Origin of the sequence: Kribbella sp. NPDC050459 (genome assembly GCF_040655315.1) — a bacterium.
GTDB lineage: Bacteria > Actinomycetota > Actinomycetes > Propionibacteriales > Kribbellaceae > Kribbella.
Genome location: NZ_JBFAJQ010000006.1, coordinates 158,154 through 177,573 on the forward strand (window position 1 = coordinate 158,154; position 19,420 = coordinate 177,573).

Annotated in this window: 15 protein-coding genes, 1 pseudogene and 1 riboswitch; of the genes and pseudogenes, 13 read left to right on the top strand and 3 right to left on the bottom strand. The window is 68.7% G+C overall.

Annotated elements, in window-relative coordinates; genetic code table 11:
• The first annotated feature begins 7 nt into the window (after positions 1–7).
• The 9 genes from AB0I12_RS21795 to AB0I12_RS21835 all read left to right on the top strand — a co-directional run bounded on the left by AB0I12_RS21795 (position 8) and on the right by AB0I12_RS21835 (position 11,108).
• On the top strand, positions 8–877 hold the full coding sequence (locus AB0I12_RS21795; protein ID WP_359932555.1) for a hypothetical protein: 870 nt from the start codon (positions 8–10) through the stop codon (positions 875–877).
• A 16-nt stretch (positions 878–893) separates the two neighbouring features.
• Entirely contained in the window at positions 894–2,036 is a 1,143-nt protein-coding gene (locus AB0I12_RS21800; RefSeq protein WP_359932558.1) for a hypothetical protein, read from the top strand.
• A gap of 21 nt (positions 2,037–2,057) precedes the next feature.
• Positions 2,058–3,107, top strand: a complete 1,050-nt coding sequence (locus AB0I12_RS21805) for a hypothetical protein (protein WP_359932561.1) — start codon at positions 2,058–2,060, stop codon at positions 3,105–3,107.
• Positions 3,108–3,264: 157 nt separating this feature from the next.
• Positions 3,265–4,725 (top strand): M36 family metallopeptidase, encoded by a 1,461-nt coding sequence (locus AB0I12_RS21810; protein WP_359932564.1) that lies wholly within the window; start codon positions 3,265–3,267, stop codon positions 4,723–4,725.
• A 39-nt stretch (positions 4,726–4,764) separates the two neighbouring features.
• Positions 4,765–5,694 carry an oxidoreductase gene (locus tag AB0I12_RS21815; RefSeq protein ID WP_359932566.1) on the top strand — a complete coding sequence of 310 codons (930 nt, stop codon included), beginning with the start codon at positions 4,765–4,767 and terminating at the stop codon, positions 5,692–5,694.
• Positions 5,695–5,752: 58 nt separating this feature from the next.
• Entirely contained in the window at positions 5,753–7,327 is a 1,575-nt protein-coding gene (locus tag AB0I12_RS21820; RefSeq protein WP_359932569.1) for an alpha/beta fold hydrolase, read from the top strand.
• A 93-nt stretch (positions 7,328–7,420) separates the two neighbouring features.
• A complete protein-coding gene (locus tag AB0I12_RS21825) occupies positions 7,421–9,880 on the top strand; it encodes a LamG-like jellyroll fold domain-containing protein (protein WP_359932572.1) in 2,460 nt (819 codons plus the stop codon).
• Positions 9,881–9,946: 66 nt separating this feature from the next.
• A complete protein-coding gene (locus AB0I12_RS21830) occupies positions 9,947–10,765 on the top strand; it encodes an aldo/keto reductase (protein WP_359932575.1) in 819 nt (272 codons plus the stop codon).
• Positions 10,765–10,830, top strand: a riboswitch (guanidine-III (ykkC-III) riboswitch). Its footprint overlaps the gene before it by 1 nt.
• A gap of 23 nt (positions 10,831–10,853) precedes the next feature.
• Positions 10,854–11,108: a hypothetical protein gene (locus tag AB0I12_RS21835; RefSeq protein WP_359932578.1), complete on the top strand. Its 255-nt coding sequence runs from the start codon at positions 10,854–10,856 to the stop codon at positions 11,106–11,108.
• Here the strand turns inward: AB0I12_RS21835 and AB0I12_RS21840 are convergent.
• Positions 11,105–11,959: a hypothetical protein gene (locus AB0I12_RS21840; protein WP_359932581.1), complete on the bottom strand. Its 855-nt coding sequence runs from the start codon at positions 11,957–11,959 to the stop codon at positions 11,105–11,107. The genes AB0I12_RS21835 and AB0I12_RS21840 overlap by 4 nt on opposite strands.
• 322 nt (positions 11,960–12,281) lie before the next feature.
• On the opposite strand from AB0I12_RS21840, the pseudogene AB0I12_RS21845 reads away from it, so the two are divergent.
• The 3 genes and pseudogenes from AB0I12_RS21845 to AB0I12_RS21855 form a co-directional block, all read left to right on the top strand.
• A pseudogene (locus tag AB0I12_RS21845) lies at positions 12,282–13,271 on the top strand (MoxR family ATPase); the annotation flags it as partial.
• Between the two features lie 41 nt (positions 13,272–13,312).
• On the top strand, positions 13,313–14,275 hold the full coding sequence (locus AB0I12_RS21850) for a DUF58 domain-containing protein (RefSeq protein WP_355484560.1): 963 nt from the start codon (positions 13,313–13,315) through the stop codon (positions 14,273–14,275).
• Positions 14,275–15,228 (top strand): VWA domain-containing protein, encoded by a 954-nt coding sequence (locus AB0I12_RS21855; protein WP_355688744.1) that lies wholly within the window; start codon positions 14,275–14,277, stop codon positions 15,226–15,228. Before AB0I12_RS21850 ends, AB0I12_RS21855 begins: the two co-directional genes overlap by 1 nt.
• Positions 15,229–15,279: 51 nt before the next feature.
• Here AB0I12_RS21855 and AB0I12_RS21860 read toward each other — a convergent pair whose 3' ends face one another.
• Entirely contained in the window at positions 15,280–15,696 is a 417-nt protein-coding gene (locus tag AB0I12_RS21860) for a hypothetical protein (protein ID WP_359932583.1), read from the bottom strand.
• 293 nt (positions 15,697–15,989) lie between these two features.
• Positions 15,990–18,176, bottom strand: coding sequence for a glycoside hydrolase family 9 protein (locus AB0I12_RS21865; protein ID WP_359932586.1), 2,187 nt, complete (start codon positions 18,174–18,176; stop codon positions 15,990–15,992).
• Between the two features lie 198 nt (positions 18,177–18,374).
• On the opposite strand from AB0I12_RS21865, the gene AB0I12_RS21870 reads away from it, so the two are divergent.
• Entirely contained in the window at positions 18,375–19,385 is a 1,011-nt protein-coding gene (locus AB0I12_RS21870; protein ID WP_359932589.1) for a LacI family DNA-binding transcriptional regulator, read from the top strand.
• Positions 19,386–19,420 lie beyond the last annotated feature (35 nt).

Here is a 19,420-nt window from a genome sequence, read left to right on the forward strand (position 1 = left end):
CCGGACGATGAAGAGCGGCGGTGACTCCTCGCGGCATAGTCGCGATGACATTTCCGGCAGGTCGCGGCCCGATGAGCCCACGAACTGGCGGGACATCGTGCGGGCGGATTACGAGTACCCGGAAGAAATCGGTGAGCTGAGCCGGAAAGAACGTCGCCAGGCCAAGCGGACCTGGCGTCGCGACGATCACGCACAGCGTGTCGCTTGGCTACGTCAGCAGCGGCAGACCGAGCCTACGAGCCCGGTAACGGTTGTCGTGGCTGTCGTGATTCTCGCGATCGTGGTTCTCGGTCTTGGCGGAGGATTGCCCAGGCTGCTGCGAGGCGACGAGCCGACCAGTGGGGGTGTTGGCGTGTTGACGCCCTCGCCACCGCCCGGCCAAGCGCAGACTCCCGCTGCGTCACAGTCGACGACCACTCCCGCGGGCCCGACGACCTTGCAGAACTCCACTCCGCCGATCCTTACCGCGCGTCCGGCACCGACCGCGACAACCGCCGCGACGACCACAGTCAACGCGTGGGCGCGAGTGTTCTACACGCGTGATCCGTCACGCGAGACATACGCCGATCTCATTGATAAAACGGCGGCCTACATCACCACCCAGCTCGGGGACAACCTGCAGACCGAGGGCGATTCGACCTACGAGGCACTCAAGTCCGACGGCGGAAAGTCCACAGTGGCCAACGTCAAGGTCGAGATGCCGAGGCCGGACGCAGCCCCCGTCGACACGCCGACGCGGATCAGTCGCATGGTCTCTGTCACGATTGAGGTCACAGGTAAGCGGCCCAATCGAATGGTGCTGCCACTCCTGGTGACCCTCGTTCCTGAGGGCACCGGTTGGGTGATCAGTGATCTGAACGGGGGGACCGGTCCATGAGCGAGCGGGGACTTTGATGTTCATGGATCGCGGCGGCGGTGTGCTCGGCGCAGGTGCCAGCAAGCTCCTGGGCCTGAAGGCGCTCGGTGTCATGGCCGTGGTCGGACTGATGAGCTTTGTCCTGATTGTTCCGTTCGGTGCCGGCGGCGATCAGTTCCTTGCGAGTTGCCCGCCGGGAAGCGGCGACGCCCGGGCCGATGATCCGCCCGCGGATGCGCCGACCCGCGCGCGTCAGGTTGCATTCGCCAAGATCATCGACGGTGTCGCGGTGGCACGAGGACTTCCCGGGCGGGCGACGCTGATCGCACTCATGACGGCGCTGCAGGAATCGGGCCTCGAGAACATCGATTACGGCGACCGTGATTCGGTCGGTCTGTTTCAGCAGCGTCCCAGCGCCGGGTGGGGCACCGTCGAGCAGATCATGGATCCGACGTATGCGGCTGAGGCGTTCTTCGGTGGTCCGAATCCGCCCAGCCCTCCGGGACTGGTCGACATCGACGACTGGCCTTCCATGTCGTTCACGGAGGCGGCACAAGCCGTGCAGGTATCGGCCTTTCCGGACGCGTATGCGCGCCATGAACGCACAGCGCGCCAGATCGCCAGCGAAGCCGGCATCGACCTCGAGCGGGCGGGAGATCCCTACGCCGGTCGTTCCGGACCGAAGCCGACTGCCGGGCCGGTGCAGCCTGCCAACCTCGACAACTGCGGCGGCGGTGGCCTGGTCGAGGGACGGCCTATCAACGGCGTATGGCCGCCGCAGGTCGCGACCGTGACGGATCCTACGGGTACCGGCGGGCTCGTGACCCAACGCACAGCAGCGTGGGTTGCGCAGGCTCGTGCCGCGCTCGCCAACCCTCCGATGAGTTGCTGGGACGCTCATGTCTGGAACCCGACGAGCGACCATCCGAAGGGAAAGGCCTGCGACGTCTTCGTTGGCGGTGACTCACGACGAGCCGCCGCAGCGAGAGCGAAGGGCGACCGCATCGCGAACTGGGCGATTCAAACGGCGGGAACTACCGGTCTGCACTACGTCATCTGGTACGGGAAGATCTGGAGTGCACGCACCGGGCAGTGGAAGCCGTACAACGGCGGCGGCGTCTACGATCCGAGTGACGCGACAGGTGGCCATTACGATCACGTTCACGTGTCCCTCTACTGATTCCGACTACTGAGGCGGTACATGAACAACTCGCAGAACCCGGGCGATCGTCCCGATGATGGCTCTCGGGAGCATGGTTCTCGCGACTCGGCATCGAGCACACCCGGCGGAGACAACGCGGTCCCGCAGATCCCGTTCAACGACGGACCTTGGCGCGAGCATCGCGCGATCGGTGGTCCTGAGCCATCAGGCGCACCGGGGGGCGGCGGCATGGTCGCCGCCGAGTTCGGGGCCATGCTGGTATGGGCTGCCGCGAGTTTCGTCATCATCTTCTGGCTGTCAGGAACGTTCGACTGGAGTTGGATCGTGGTCGTGGGCGTTTGGCTCCTGACCGGGCTGGTCGTGGTGTGGCCAGGGTCGGACGGTCTGATCGCACGATTTCTTCTCGGACTACGCCGACCGACGATGGTGGAGAATCAGCGCCTTGCTCCCATCTGGTACGCGCTGGCGAACCGATCTGGAGTCGACCCGAGCAGGTTCACCCTGTGGATCGAGAGAGCAGAGACTCCTACCGGTTCTGCGACCGGCGGCAACACGGTCTCGGTGACGAGTTGGGCGCTGTACACCTTGCCGCCGAGCCATCTGGAGGCGGCGATTGCTCACAACCTGTCGATGCGTCGGCATGGTCATCTCTGGGTGAGCCGCGTGCTGCACTGGTATTCGGTTCCGGCGCGCATCGTCGGCTTCGTGGTGTGGCAGCTACTCAGGCTCAGTCGTACGATTCCGGCGGTCGGATGCACAATCATCGGCTTCCTACTGGTCGCATACTTAGGAATCGTTTTCGCCGCGCTGATCTTCTACGACAGCCTCGCAGTGCCGTTGGCGTTCCTCGCGCCGCTGTTCTCACCGCTGCTTTTCATCGGTGCGAACAAACTCGCGGAACGTATGGCTGATCATGCGACAGGCGACCTTGGCTATGGCCGCAAGTTTCTCGAGGTGCTTTATGGATGGCAAGCACAACACGAGGGCGGCCAGCGTCGAGGAGGCTTCGCACAACCCGACTGGCTCACCGGACAGCCGTCGGTAGGGGAACGGATCAGCGCCCTTGAGGTATATCTTCAGCGCCGCTGAACTGCACCCCTCACGGAGGTACCGCTGCGGGGTAAGAGGGTTTCCCTTGCGGGGTGGGGCGACTTGTCGTTTCTCTTCACAGGTTGTGGGGTGTCGATCTAGGGTTCTACGGACCGTAGTGGTTGCGTTACGCAACAGGAGCGTGGGAGGGAAACGGATGAGGAGACGCCGTAAGGCGCTGGTGGCTGTTGCTGCTGGGGTGGTTAGTGTGTCGCTTGGGTTGTCGTTCACCAGTGCTGCGGGGGCTGTGCCGCAGGTGGGGGCGGCTGATCCGAACGGGTTGAAGCTGATCAAGACGAAGACGTCGCTGCTCGGCAAGCACTACTGGTACCAGCAGACCTTCAAGGGTCTGCCGGTGATCAACGGGCACTACGCGAAGCACGTCGCCAAGGATGGGGCGGTGCAGATCGCGGACGGGCGCGACGCCGTGCCGGCGACTCTGGATGTCAGTGCGAAGGTGGCGTCGGCGTCGGCGACGCAGTCTGCCAACGCTGCGGTGACCGCGAGGGCACGACGGGTCGCGGGGCCGAACAAGAGCGAGGTGTTGCAGCCGGCCGCTACCAGTGGCGCTGCGCAGCTGGCGGTGATCGGTGGTCCGGATGCTCGTCTGGTCTGGAATGTCACGAGCCGTTCGACCGAGGGGGTCAGCCGGTCGCTGGTCGACGCGAAGACCGGCAGTGTCGTCGAGTCGAAGGTGATCAGTGACAACATCGACGGCCGGGGCTCGGTGTTCGACCCGAACCCGGTGGTCAGTGAGCAGAACGAGAAGCTGACCGACCAGAACGACAAGAACACCGACGAGCTGTTCCTCGCGCAGAAGAACGTGATCCTGCGCAACCTGGACGGTTCCGGCAAGCTCAACGGCACCTACGTGAACATCAAGGAAGCCAAGGGCGGGCTGGCGCAGAGCAAGACCAACACGTTCGTGTACCAGCGGCAGAACGACAAGTTCGAGCAGGTGATGGCGTACTACCACGTCAATCAGACGCAGGAGTACATCCACCAGCTCGGCTTCACCGAGGTGAACAACGAGTCGCAGGACTTCTCGATCGACACGTTCTCCGGTGACAACTCGTTCTACGACCCGTCCACGGACATGATCACGATGGGCGAGGGCGGGGTCGACGACGCCGAGGACGCCGAGGTGATCTGGCACGAGTACGGGCACGCGATCCAGGACGACGTGGTGCCGGGCTTCGGTGAGTCGGAGGAGGCCGGCGCGATGGGCGAGGGCTTCGGCGACTACTGGGCGGTGACGATGTCGGTCCCGGTCAGCAAGGGCTTCGAGCTGCCGTGCGTGATGGACTGGGACGCCACCTCGTACACCTCGACCGAGCCGCACTGCCTGCGCCGTACGGACACCGGCAAGACGATCGACGACAAGACCGGTGAGGTGCACGACGACGGCGAGATCTGGTCGAACGCGTTGTGGGACATCCACAAGGCCCTCGGCCGGACGAAGGCGAACAAGCTGATCCTCGAGGCGACGTTCTTCTACGACCCGGACACCTCGTTCGCCGCCGCGGCCCAGGACACCGTCCAGGCGGCCCGGCTGCTCTACGGCAAGGCCGCCGCGCAAACGGTGACCGACGCCTTCAAGGCCCGCAAGATCCTGTAGCGATCACCCGGGTCATGCGCCCACGACTACTGTGGGCGCATGACCTGGACCACGGCGGACATTCCTGACCTGACCGGACGGCTGGCGCTCGTGACGGGCGCCACCAGCGGGATCGGGTACGAGACCGCGTGCGAACTGCTCCGGCACGGCGCGGACGTGCTGGTCGCGGCCCGCAACCCGGAGAAGGCCGCGCGGGCGGCGGAAACGCTGACGCAGCAGGCCGGGCGGGCGCCGACGGTTCTGGAGCTCGACCTCGCCGATCTCGCGAGCGTCGAGCAGGCCGCCGCCGAGGTCGTGAAGTCGTACGACAGGCTCGATCTGCTGGTCAACAACGCCGGCGTGATGGCGCCGCCGCACCGGGAGACCGTCGACGGATTCGAGCTGCAGCTCGGCACGAACCATCTCGGGCACTTCGCGCTGACCGGGAGACTGCTCCCGTTGCTGGTCAAAGGCAGCCGCGTCGTCACGGTCAGCTCGTTCATGCACAAGACCGTGCGGGGCATCAGCGAGAGCGACCTGCGCCGCCCGTCGGGCAACTACCGCAAGTGGGAGTCGTACGGGAAGTCGAAGCTCGCCAACCTGCTCTTCATGCTCGAGCTCGATCGACGCGCTCGCGCGGCGGGGGCTGACCTGTTGAGCGTCGGCGCGCACCCCGGGTACGCATCGACCCATCTGCAAGCCGCCGGTCCCGAGCTCGCCGGCCGCGCCCGGCAGGCGCAGCTGTTGGCTGCCGCGACGCGCTTGGTCGCACAGTCCGCGGCGGCCGGCGCCTGGCCGAGTCTGTACGCCGCGACGTACCCGGACCTGCGTCCCGGATCGTTCGTCGGGCCGAGCTTCTTCGAGTACCGCGGTACGCCGAAGGTCGTGCTGCCGACCCGCCTCGCACAGGACCCCGAGCTGGCCGCGCGGCTCTGGACGTGGTCGGTGGAGGCGACCGGGGTGGATCCGGAACTCACCGTGCCGAACTAGTGACACAGCGGCATCGTTCTGGTTACCCTCCGGTAATTCCAACTGCCGGAGGCCTCCAGTGCGCAGACTTGCCGCCGCCCTTGCTGTCGCTCTGACCCTGATCGCGATCGGTCCACGCGCGGACGCGAGTCAGACCGCCGCCGGTTTCAGCACGTCGTACGAGCGCATTCCCGGCGCCGGCGGGATCGAGATCGGCGCCGTCGTGCTCACGCCGACCGGTCAGGGCGACGGACCGTTCCCGCTCGTGGTGATGCCGTCGAGCTGGGGTGTGCCGAACGTCGAGTACGTCGGTCAGGGCGCGAAGCTGGCGACCGCCGGGTTCCAAGTGATCTCGTACTCGAGCCGCGGCTTCTGGGACACCGGCGGCGGGATCGACATCGCCGGCCTGCCGACCGTCGCGGATGTGAGCAAGGTGATCGACTGGGCCGACCAGCACACGCCCGCCGACACCGAGCGGGTCGCCGCTGTGGGGATCTCGTACGGCGCCGGTACGTCGCTGCTCGCCGCCGCGCAGGACCCGCGGATCACGGCAGTCGGCGCGCTGAGCGGGTGGGCGGATCTGATCCGGTCGCTGAATCCGAACGAGACGGTCTCGCTCCAGGCGGTCGCGGGTCTGCTTGCCCTGGGCAACCTAACTGGCCGGCCGGGGCCGGAGATGGCGTCGCTGCAGACGAAGTTCGTCACCGGCGACTTCGACGGCGCGATCGGGGAGGCGAAGCAACTGGCGCCGGTGCGGTCGGCGGCGACCGTGGTGGACCAGATCAACGCCCGCCGGCCGGCGGTGTTCCTCGCGAACGCGTTCGAGGACTCGATCTTCCCGCCCACGCAGTACACGGACTTCTTCACCGCCCTCACCGGCCCGAAACGGTTGCTGCTGGCGCACGGCGATCACGCGACACCGGAGGCGAGCGGTGCCGTTGGCCTGCCCAATGAGACGTGGAGCGAGCTGGCCGGCTGGCTGCGGCACTACCTCACCGGCGCGGACAACGGGGCCGACACCGAGGCGCCGGTGCAGTTGAAGTCGCAGCGCGGCGTGTGGCGTGGGTATCCGAGCTGGTCGGCGGTCGGGCAGGAGCGTACGTCGTACCTGACCAAGGCGGGTGTGCTGCAGGCGAAGGAGTCGACCGGCTGGAGCCGCACCATCGGTGCCGGCGTACCGACCGTTGCCGACAGCGGGGTTGCTCTCCTGTCCGGTGCGTTGCAGGGCCTGCTGTCGATCCCGACCGGGGTCGTGACGCCCTTGGTGGACAGGACGTTCGCCGGGGTGTGGTCCGGCCCGGCGTTCGATCGGTCGACAGTCGTGAACGGGTCGCCGAAGGCGCATCTCACCGTGAAGCCGTCGGCCGCGAGTACGTCGCTGTTCGCCTATCTGTACGACGTCGACGCGCTCGGCGTGGGCTCGCTGATCTCGCAGAAGCCGTACACGCTGCGCGGCGCGACGCCGGGGAAGGCGGTCCCGCTCGACGTCAGGCTCGAGGCGACGAGCTGGGAGGTGCCGGCCGGGCATCACCTCGTCCTCGTGGTGGACACGGTCGACCCCCGGTACCTCGGCCGGAGTGTGCTGGGGTCCACGGTGACGTTCAGCTCGCCGGTGGGGGACCCGTCATGGATCAGTGTCCCGATGGCGGCCTAATCGGTGAATGTTTGATCGTGCGCGAGCTCTTGCGCTTTTGTCGTGAGAACGTTTCCATGGGATCGCCTTTCTCCGCCCCTGAAAGGACCGCCCATGCTCAAGATCCTGGCCGCAGCAGCCCTCGTGGCGTCAGCCGTCCTGGTCCCCACCGCTCAGGCCGCACCGGAGTGGCAGGTCGGCGTACCGCCGCTCACGACCCCGTGGACCGATGACGTCTCGCCCACGAACGCGCTCCCGGAGTACCCGAGACCGCAGCTGACCCGCCCCGAGTGGCGCAATCTGAACGGCCTCTGGGAGTGGTCCGCCGCCGCGCCCGGCGAGCAACCGCCGGTCGGCCGCACGCTCGGCGAGAAGGTCCTCGTCCCGTACCCGATCGAGTCCGCGCTCTCCGGTCTGCAGAAGCATGAGGATCGGATGTGGTACCGCCGTACCTTCGAGGTCCCCGGCAACTGGAAAGGCAAGCGGCTGCTGCTGCACTTCGGCGCGGTCGACTACGACGCGAAGGTGTGGGTCAACGGCCGTCAGGTCGCCACCCACCGCGGCGGGTACGACGGCTTCGACGTCGACGTCACCGGCGCGCTGCACGCCATCGGTCCGCAGGAGCTCATCGTCTGGGCCGAGGACCTGACCGACGAGACGTACCAGCCGATCGGCAAACAGCGCGAGGTCGGCGACCACGGGATCTTCTACCAGGGCAGCTCCGGAATCTGGCGGACCGTCTGGATGGAGCCGGTGAGCGCCGCCTCGATCAGCCGCCTCCAGATCACGCCGGACCTGCCGAACCAGACGCTGAAGGTGACCGCGGACACCGCCGCCGGTCCCGCGAACCTCGACGTCGAGGTCACGGCGTACGACGGGCGCCGGCAGGTCGGGAAGGCGACCGGCACGGCGGACACCGAGCTGAGCGTGCCGATTCCGCACCCGAAGACCTGGTCGCCCGGCAACCCGTTCCTGTACGACCTCAAGGTGAAGCTGTTCGACCGCGGCCGACTGGTGGACCAGGTCGGGTCGTACGCCGGGATGCGCGCGGTCGGCCTGAAGAAGGGGGCCGACGGCAAGCTTCGGATGGCGCTGAACGGGAAGATCCTGTTCAACCTGTCCACTCTCGACCAGGGCTTCTGGCCGGACGGACTGAACACCGCGCCGACCGACGCCGCGCTCCGCTTCGACCTCGAGCAGCACAAGCGGCTCGGCTTCAACACCGTCCGCAAGCACATCAAGGTCGAGCCGGACCGCTGGTACTACTGGGCCGACAAGCTCGGACTGATGGTCTGGCAGGACATGCCGGCGTCGAAGACCGACGCGATGCCCGAGCCGTGGCGGACCCAATGGAAATCCGAGCTGCACGAGATGGTCGAGGAACACAAGAGCTTCACGTCGATCACGGTCTGGGTGCCGTTCAACGAAGGCTGGGGTGAATGGGACCGGACCGAGACGGGCCGGATCGCAGACTCCGTGAAGGCGCAGGACCCGTCCCGGCTGGTGAACGCGCACAGCGGTGTGAACTGCTGCAACTCGCACGGCGACTCCGGCCGCGGCGACCTCCTCGACCATCACGCGTACCTCGGCCCGGCGACCACCTCGCCGACGGCTGATCGTGCCGCGGTCGACGGCGAGCACGGCGGGTTCGGCCTGAAGGTGCCGGATCACATGTGGTTCGGCGACGGGTCGGCGTACGAGATGGAGCCCGACTCGGCGACCCTCACGCGTAGATACGTCGAGAACCAGACCGACGTGCTGAAGTCGGCCCAGCAGTGCGGTATCAGCGGCTCGGTGTACACCCAGATCACCGATGTCGAGGGCGAGCTGAACGGCTTCTTCACCTACGACCGGCGGGTACCGAAGATGGACTTCGCCCAGGTGCGGACGATCAACGAGCAGATCGTCGACACCGCGGACGGATCCGGCAGCGGTGCCCCGGATCCCGGCCCGGGCACACCCGGTGCCGACGGCATCCACTTCTACCCGCTGGACGGATCCGGTGAAGATGCTGTCGGCAACAATGACGCGACGCTGCAGGGCGGCGCGGTCTACGGACCTGGACAGAACGGCCAGGGACTCTCGCTGAACGGATCCGGCCAGTACGCCGACACCGGCGCGGCGCTGCTCGACACGAGCAAGAACTACACCGCGAGCGCCTGGGTGAAGCTCAACAAGGCCGACGGCGCGTTCCAGACGTTCGTCAGCCAGGACGGCGATCGTGACAGCGCGTTCTTCCTCCAGTACTCCGGGCAGGACCAGCGCTTCGCGATGAGCTTCCCCGGGATCCGGGCGCTGTCGCCGACCAAGCCGAACCCGGGGCAGTGGTACCACGTCACCGGCGTCCGGGACGTCGTGCAGGGCGAGCTGAGGCTGTACGTCGACGGGCAGCTCGTCGCCGCCAAGAGCGCCTGCACCCTGGACGCCGGCTCGACCGGCAACACGGTGATCGGGCGCGCGAAGTTCGGCGGCAACCCGGTCGACTTCCTCGACGGGACGGTCGACCAGGTGCACCTGTACGACCGTGCCCTGACCGACGCTGAGGTGCTTACCTTGTACGAATCCGGTCGTTAGTTCGAGATGCGGAGAAGCCGCCGAGCCCCGATCCTGGTAGGTAACCGACCAGCGGAGGTGAGTGCGATGGCCGCACCCAGCCAAGTGCTCGCGCCCCGCTCCACGGCCCGGTTCCGGCCGCCCCGGTTCGGGCTCGGCGGCGCCCATCTCGGCGACGACCTGCCCGGCACCGCTGCCGGCGAGGCGGACGAGCGAGCGATCGCGACCGTCGACGCGGCGTACCAGGCCGGGATCAGGTTCTTCGACACCTCCCCGGCGTACGGCGCCTCGGAGCGGCGCCTCGGTACGGCGTTGCGGCGCCGGCCGCGGGGTGAGTTGCTGGTGTCGACGAAGGTGACCGGCGCCGACCCGGAGGAATCGGTCCGGGCGAGCAGCGAACGGCTCGGTCTCGCGGTCGACCTGGTGTTCGCGCAGGACGAGGCGGCGTACCCGGTGCTCGACCAGTTGCGGCGCGACGGCGTGATCAAGGCGGTCGGCGCGGCCTCGGACGACTGGCGCGAACTCGATCGGCTGGTGCGGGACGTCGAGCTGGACTGCGTACTGCTCACCGATCGGTACGGCCTGCTCGACCAGTCGGCCGAGCCGCTGCTCGACCGGTGCGCGGCGCGTGCGGTGTCCGTGATCGTGTCCGGTGTCCTGACGCCGCAGATCCTCCAGGTGCAGACCGTCGAGGCCCGGCGGATCTCGGCAGTCTGCGAGCGGTACGGCGTGTCCCTGCCGCAGGCCGCGCTCGCGTTCCCCACCAGGCATTCCGCGGTCACCTCGGTGCTGATCGCGGCGTCGACACCGGCGGAGATCCGGGCCGACGCCGCACTCGTCCGGCAGCCCGTGCCGCAGCGGCTCTGGAAGGACCCGGACTTGCTGCGCTTGCTATCGTCGAAGTAGGAGTTCGCGTTCCGGCGGCTCCCCGGACGAGCGGCGTCGTACCCGGTCTGCCAAGACGGCGCCTCACCCCGCAGGAGGGGGTCGTCCGATGCATGTCCTCGATGTCGTCGAAATCGTTGGTGCGCTCACCGTTCTGGTCGCCTTCGCGGCCGCGCAGGCCGGCCGCCTGCGGCAGCGCACGGTCACCTACCAGCTCCTGAACCTGATCGGATCAGGTGTGCTGGCAACGATCGCCATGGTGCAGTCGTCGTGGGGTTTCCTGCTGCTCGAGGGCAGCTGGGCCGTCATCAGCCTGCTCGGCCTGATCAACCTGGTCCGCCCGGTCCGGCAGGACGCGACCTAGAACTTGTCGCCCGGGTTGGTCGCCGTACCGGCCGATCCGGTCGGCACCTCGGTCGGGACACCGCCGGTGGTCGGAGTGCCCGTCGGCGGGCCGGTCGTCGGCGGTGTGACCGATCCGGAGCCGGTGCCGGGCGGTGGCGTGGTCGGCGTGACGGTGACCGTCGTGGTGCCGGTCGGCGTCGGGATGACGGGCTCCGGCTCCAGCGGCGCGGCGTGCCGGAACAGCAGCCAGGCCAGGAACACCGCGAGCGCCATGATCACGGCCATCGTCAGCAGCGCGAACCCGAGCGCCCACCACGACGGCGGGCGAAGCGCGTTCGGCCACGGCAGCGGCCAGATCCGGAACAGGCCGGGGCGGCGCCGGTTCTCCCAGTAGTGCCGGAAGTCCGGGCCGCGGAGCTTGCCGGGCTGCGGGATCCGGTCCATGAGCACCGCGGACAGGATCTCCTCGCCGCGACGCTCCGCGATCAGCCGCTCGTCGGACGCCGCGCTGGACCCGTCGTCGGCCCGGATCGGCCCGATCGCGACCCAGAGCGCCAGATCGTCGTCGTCGGAGTCGTTGTGCGCCAGGACGACGTCCTCGGGCAGCTCGTCGACGGCGTACACGAACCGCTCGCGCGCGGCGGCGTCGTCGGCCGAGCCCTCGGTCATCATCGCGACGACCGCCTCCCGGCCGTCGTCGGAACTGACCGCGTACAGGTACCCGGCCGCGTTCGCGCCGAGGCGGCCGCGGAGCCAGAACTCGCCGACCCGCGGCGGGTCCTCCGGCTGCAGCGGGAGGGCGTCCGGAATCTCCGGGCCGGCCGGCACGTCCGCCGGCTGCACCTCGGTCTGGGATTCGGTCGCAGTCATCACCCCCAATCCCACCACATCCCCGGTAGCACTGTCGTCGCCACTCCTCCCGAGCCGACTGTGTGCACCGTGTCCGTACGCCGGGCGCGCCGCCGTACGGACGTCGTGCACAAAGTGTGGTCGGCGGGCGGGATTTGGCGCGGAGGGGGAGGATGGGGAGGGACTGCGGCAGGCCCTGCGGCTGCTGGCCCCGGTGATCTGATGGAATGGCCGGTGTTGCGAAGTGGGGAACGACGGTGAATGACAAGGTCCGCGCGCGGACCCCGGAAGGACAGGCATGACCGAAACCACGGTGCCGACAGGTTCGGTTGCCCAGCAGTCCCGGCTGATCGGCGAGGCCGTCAGCGAGGTCAAGCGGGTGATCGTCGGCCAGGAGCACATGGTCGAGACCCTGATGGTGTCGCTGCTGGCCAAGGGTCACTGCCTGCTCGAAGGCGTTCCGGGCGTCGCCAAGACGCTCGCCGTGCGGACCTTCGCGAGTGTGGTCGGCGGCACCTTCGCCCGGATCCAGTTCACCCCGGACCTGGTCCCGTCCGACATCGTCGGCACCCGGATCTACCGGCAGACCCGGGAGGCCTTCGACATCGAGCTCGGCCCGACGTTCGTGAACTTCGTGCTGGCCGACGAGGTGAACCGCGCGCCGGCCAAGGTGCAGTCCGCGATGCTGGAGCTGATGGCCGAGCGGCAGGTGTCGATCGGCGGCCAGACGTTCCCGATGCCGAAGCCGTTCATCGTGATCGCGACCCAGAACCCGATCGAGTCCGAGGGCGTGTACCCGCTGCCGGAGGCGCAGCGGGACCGGTTCCTGGTGAAGATCGACGTACCGCACCCACGCGGCCACGAGGAGTTCGAGATCCTCCGCCGGATGAGCGTCGACCCGCCGGAGCCGCGGCAGGTGCTGCAGCCGGAGACAATCCTCGAGCTGCAGCGGTCCGCGGAGCAGGTGTTCGTGCACAACCTGGTCGCGGAGTACGCCGTCCGCCTGGTGATGGCGACCCGGACGCCGACCGACTTCCACCTGCCCGACCTGGAGCCGATCATCGAGCTGGGCGTCAGCCCGCGCGCGACCCTCGGCCTGATCGCGGCCGGCCGGGCGCTGGCGCTGATCCACGGGCGTGACTACCTGCTGCCGAGCGACATCCAGACCGTCGCGCTGGACGTGATGGGCCACCGGCTCGGCCTGACCTTCGACGCGGTCGCGGACAACATCGACCCGCGCGCGGTGATCGAGCGGATCCTGGCCACCGTCCCGCCGCCGCAACCGGTCTGGCGCGACGGCGCCGACGGCACCGGCCGTCCGGAGTTCGTCTAGTGCTCCGGGCCGGGCCCAACCGTCCCGATCCACGAGCTGCGATGACGATCTCGCAGCTCGCTCCTGAGCGTGCGTTGCGGCGGCTGGAGCTGACCGTTGTCCGGCGGCTCGAGGGCTATCTGCACGGCGAGCATCTCGGTCTGCTGCCGGGGCCGGGCACCGAGCTCGCCGAGGCGCGTGAGTACCAGGTGGGTGACGACGTACGGCGGATGGACTGGGCGGTCACCGCGCGCACCACGGTTCCGCACGTCCGCGACCTGATCGCGGACCGGGAGCTGGAGACCTGGGCGCTGGTTGACCTGTCCGGCTCGATGGACTTCGGTACGTCGACACTGGAGAAGCGGGAGCTCGCGGTCGCGGCCGTCGCCACCGTCGGGTTCCTGACCCACCGGCTCGGCGACCGGTTCGGCGGGCTGATGCTGCGCGACTCGGCGCTGCGGCGCTGGCCGGCGCGGTCCGGGCGGCTCGCGCTCTACGGCCTGCTGCGCGCGCTGCTGGCCGAGCAGTTCAGCACCGACGACGAGGTGCACCGCAGCGACCTGGCGGCGGCGCTGGAGTCGATGGCGCGCACCCAGCGCAAGCGCGGACTGCGGGTGATCGTGTCCGACTTCCTCACCCCGCAGGACGGCGAGATCGCGACCCAGATCGAGCCCTCCTGGGAGCGGGCGATGCGCAAGCTGACCGCACAGCACCAGGTGCTCGCGGTCGAGATCGTCGACCCGCGGGAGCTGGAGCTGCCGAACATCGGCGTCGTCACGATCGGTGACCCGGAGACCGGCGAGGTGCGCGAGATCGACACCCGGCGGCGCAAGGTCCGGGAGGCGTTCGCGACGGCGGCTTTGGCACAGCGGGAACGAACCCGCGCCGCCCTACGTAGGGTAGGTGCCGGGCATCTCGTGCTGCGCACCGACCGTGACTGGGTCGCGGACACCGTGCGGTTCGTGCTCGCCTACCGGCGGGTGGCGCCCCGCCTGCACCAACCGCCGAAGGGAGTGGCTCGCTGATGGAGTTCCTGTCTCCGGGGCGGTTGTGGTTCCTGCTGCTCATCCCGCTGATCGTCGCGGGATACATCTTTCTCCAGCACCGTCGCTCGCAGTACGCGCTGCGCTTCACGAACATCGCGCTGCTCGACCGGGTCGCGCCGCGGCGCCCGCAGTGGCGGCGGCACCTGGCGGTCGGGCTGGCGCTGCTGGCCGCGCTGATGTGCATCGTGGCGTTCGCGCAGCCGAAGGACAAGGTCAAGGTCCCGCGCGAGCGGGCCACGATCGTGGTCGCGATCGACGTCTCGCTGTCGATGATGGCGACCGACATCGACCCGAACCGGCTCGAGGCGGCGAAGAAGTCGGCGAAGAACTTCGTCAACCAGCTGCCGGGCAAGTTCAACGTGGCGCTGGTGAACTTCGCCGGTACGGCGTCCATCATCGTGCCGCCGACCACCGACCGGGCCACCGTGCTGCGCTCGATCGACGGGCTCGAGCTGGCCGAGTCGACCGCGACCGGTGAGGGCATCTTCACCTCGCTGCAGGCGCTCACCCAGGTCCCGCCGGACCCCGAGCACCCGAACGACCCGGCCCCGGCGCGGATCGTGCTGCTGTCCGACGGGAAGCGGACCGTCGGCCGCACCGCGCAGGAGGGTGCGCAGGCGGCGAAGGCGAAGAACACCCCCGTCTACACGATCTGCTTCGGCACCGACTCCGGCTTCATCGAGATGGACGGCATCCGGCAGCGGGTGCCACCGGACCGTGCCGAGCTGCGCACCGTCGCCGAGATCAGCGGCGGCGAGGCGTACACCGCCGAGTCGGCCGGTGAGCTCGAGGACGTCTACAAGGACATCGGCTCCTCGGTCGGCTACGACGAGGTCGACAAGGAGATCACCGCCCGGTACGCCGGGATCGCGATGCTGTTCACCCTCGCCGCCGCCGGCGCCTGTATCGCCCTCGCCACCCGCTTCCCGTAACGCTGTGCGGGACGCCCGCGCGGGAGTCCGGGCGCGGGCGTCGTGGTGCGATCAGAAGGTGCCAGGCAGTGTCACCGAGATGTTGTTGGTGGTGTCGGTGACTGTCACGTCACCGAAGACCACTGTCATCGGCGGGCTGCACTTGGGCTGGAACGTCGCCGTCAGGGTCAGCGAGAAGTTCGCCTTCCCGTTCTGGACCGGGAAATCACCGGCCGCGCTGAACGTTTGCTTGTTCGCGGCGGACGGGAAGTTCTGGCCAGGGTTGAGGCAGGCGGCCTGGGCCGAGATGACGATGTGGACCTGGTCCTCGTTGCCGAGCCCGGCCTCCTTGCCGGAGACGGTCAACGAGCTGTCCGACCGGGTGACGGTCGGGGTGCCGACGAAGTGCGGACTGCCGGCCGACGCGGTCGGCAGGAAGAACACCGAAGCGGCGAGCGCCGCAAACAGCATGAGCATGAACCTGCGCATGAGGTTGAACCCCCTCGGAACTGCGCGTAGTGCGGCTGCGGGGCGGAGCGCAGCGATCCTGGACGTGGCGTGCACGGTCGCGGACCGTGCGACGTCCTGAACTCGCTCAGCGATCAGCCGGGTGCCGGCGGTGCCCGAGCACTGGCGCGACCCGTTGTACACCGACCACCGGGGCCGATCGGCGCCGCCTCACCTACCGCGACCGTTGCCATGAGCCATGCCGTCTCAGGATTCCCCCAGGCTCGCCACGACCATAGGCCTCGTGGCCTGGCTGAGAAAGGCCTACTTGCGGGTCATTTCGTGTCCGCGTAGGCGGTCAGCCAGGCCAGGGCTGAGTTCCAGTTGATCGCCACCTCGTTGGTCGAGTAGGAGCCGATCTCGTCGAGGTAGCAGGTGGCCGGGGCACAGCCCTGGAGGTTGCGCTGGGCAACGGGATCCTGCAGGTGCGAGTTGGGCCCGCCCGCGAGCGAACCGGGGTACGGCGACGGCAGCGCGGGATTCAGCGAGTGGGCCCAGAACCGGTGGTGCTGGTTGTGGCTGGACCGTTCGCCGTACCCGGTCACGTACGACTGGCCGATCGCGTTCCGGCCGAGCAGGTAGTCGAGCGACTCGAGCGCGGCGGAGCGGTACGCCGGGCTGCCGGTGAGGTCCGCCGCGATCGCGAGGATCATCGCGTTGTTCGCCGTCCCGGAGTTGGAGCCCCACACGTACTGTCCGTCAGCCGGTTTGTACGGATTGGCATAGCCCTGCAACCTGAGATCGGCAAGGTAGCTGTTGGCAACCGATGCGATCCGCTGGCGTAACCGGAGCCGGTCGAGAATCGGCAACCGCCACGGCACCCGTGCCAGTGCGAGATCGGCCAGCCCGCCGGTCTCCTGCCAGGAGAACCCGTCAGCCGCCTGCAGGGTCGTTGTGATGAAGCGTTTGTACGACGTTCTGCCTGTTGCCGCGAACAACTCGGCGGCGGCCCAGGAGAACTCGTCCGTCACCTTGGTGTCGTCGTACGCGCCGCCGCCTTCGCCGCCGGGCGGGGCGTAGATCGCGGGATGCTGCCGAGCGGCGTTCCACGCTTCCTCTGCCGCCGACAGGCAGCGGGCCGCGAACTGACGGTCCCAGCGTGCGTAGACCCGCGCACAGCGGGCACCGACGGCCGCGAGATTGAGCGTTGCCGCGGTCGAGACCGGGTAGAGGTAGCGCGGCTGCGGATCGGCGGCCGGGGGAGTCCCGAGCGCGGTCCACTTCTCGTCGTGCACCTTGTGGTGCACCATGCCGCTCGGCGCCTGCATGCGGACCAGGAACTCGAGCTCCCACCGTGCCTCGTCCAGCACATCCGGTACACGGTTGCCGGCCTCGGGGATCTTCAGGCTCACGCCAGGCCCTGTCTCCTCGTACAGATCGAGGAGCTGCCAGGCGGCGAGGGCACCGTTCACGACGTACTTGCCGTGGTCGCCCGCGTCGTACCAGCCGCCGCGCACATCCAGGCTGTAGTCGCAGGTACCCGGGTAGCAGGGGACGGACGTATCGCCCTGGTTGGGCGCGACGCCGAGGTGCCCGGCAGCGCGCGCGTACTCGGCGCCGACGTACTGTGCCTCGATCGGGATGCCGCTACGGTTGTTGTAGAAGTACGCGAGCGCGTCGCGGCGCAGCCCTGCGTACACGTGGCTGCCGATGTCGAACGGCTCGCTGACGTCGTCGCCGACCGCCAGCCGGAAACCCGTCCCGGTGCCGCGATAACCGCCGAAGTCGATCAGCTGGACGGTGTCGCCGGACAGGGCGTCCAGACCATACGGTTCGGTACGGCCGCTCGCGACCACCTGGTTGCCTGCGGCAAGCAGTCGCCAGTCCAGCGGTGTGGTCGCGGTGGTCACGTAGGTCGAACGCTTCGGGCCGTCGGCGACGTACCCGAGCTGGTTGACGCGCACCGGCGGGCCGAAGTCGCGGAGGCCGCCCGGCGGGACGATGCCGCCGGTCACGGAGATGTTGTCCAGGCAGAGCGTGTACGGCTCGGTCGCGCCGCCGGCCTGGAACGAGATCTGGCCGTGCGTGTCCGTGACCGGCGACGTCCCGGTGAACGTGAAGGTCTGGGCGGTCGTCGTGGCGTCGACGGTCTTGTTCAGCACCGTCGCATGCGGAGCGGCCGCCTGCTGGAGTACGGCGTGGAACTGGACCGGACGGCTCGCCGAAGCGTCGAACCGCAGCGTGTACGGCTGTCCCTGCTCGATCGGCAAGTCGCCCTGGCCGATCATCGAGTCCCACGGGTTGACCGTGCCGGCCGGGACCTGCGCGCAGAGCCGCCCGTCGGTGACGGCGGCCGGGGTGTTCCCGCTCGACCACCAGGGCTCCTTCGCGGCGTCGAACGTCCCGTTCAGCTCCCGCTCGTACGGCGGGTCCACGGCGACCGCCGGTAGTCCCGTGAGGAGCGTGCTGACGAGCACGGTGGCGGTCAGGGTGACGGTGGCGCGTTGGCTGGCGGTGGGCATGGGGCGAGCCTCCATCGAGGACCGGGAGCGCTTCCAGTTTGACTCCGCATCGTGCCGACCGACCGGCGGCGCGTCAAGGGCACAGCACCCTGAATCCAGCGCTTTCCGGCGTGGCGACACGTCTCGGGAGCGCTTCCAGCTCGAACCCGGCGTCCCGATGGTTTACCCTCGTGCCACTCAATCGTTAAGGACGATCCGGTGGCCGACCTCCCGAAACGCCAAGTGACGCTCGACGAAGTCGCCGAGCGGGCCGGTGTGTCCCGGTCGGCGGCGTCCCGGGTGATCAACAACGCCCCGCATGTCAGCAAGGCCAAGCGGGAGGCCGTGCAGCGGGCGGTCAGCGACCTCGGATACGTGCCGAACGCAACGGCCCGCGCGCTCGCCACCCAGCAGGCCGGCGCCGTCGTGCTGGCCATCTCCAGCGACAACGCGCAGGTGTTCGCGGACCCGTTCTTCGCGGAGGTCGTGATCGGGATCAGCTCGGTGCTCGAGGACACCGATCTGGAGCTGATGCTGATGATGGCCACCTCGAGCCGCGGGCAGACGCGACTCGAGCAGTTGCTGCGGACCCGGCAGGCCGACGGCGTGATGCTGATGTCGATGCACGGCGACGACCCGCTGGCACAGCTCGCCGAGAAGGCCGACGTGCCGGTGGTGTTCGGCGGTTCGCCGGTGAACTTCGAGCCGCGGTACTCCGTGGACGCCGACAACCGCGGCGGCGCCCGGCTGGCGACCGAGCACCTGGTGGCGACCGGCCGGCGGCGGATCGCGACCATCACCGGCCGGATGGACGAGGGCGCGGGCACTGCGCGGTTCAAGGGGTACCAGGAGGCGCTCGCGGTGGCCGGCCTGGACGCGGGCCGCGTCGCGCACGCCGACTTCTCCGAGGAGGGCGGCACGCGCGCGATGCAGGAGTTGCTCGCCGCGCACCCGGATCTCGACGGCGTGTTCGTCGCGTCGGACCAGATGGCGATCGGCGCCCTGCGGGTCCTGCGCGACGCCGGCAGGTCCGTACCGGACGACGTCGGGCTGGTCGGTTTCAACGACATCAGCACCGCCCGCCACACCAGCCCGCCGCTGACCACGGTCAGTCAGCCGATCCAGGCGCTCGGCCGGGAGATGGCCCGGATGCTGCTCGCGGTCATGTCCGGTGCGGACCCGACGCCGCTGATCCTCCCCACCCGCCTGGTCCGGCGCGCCTCGACCTGACCCTGGCGGGGCAGGCCGTTCAGGCGGACGCTGGA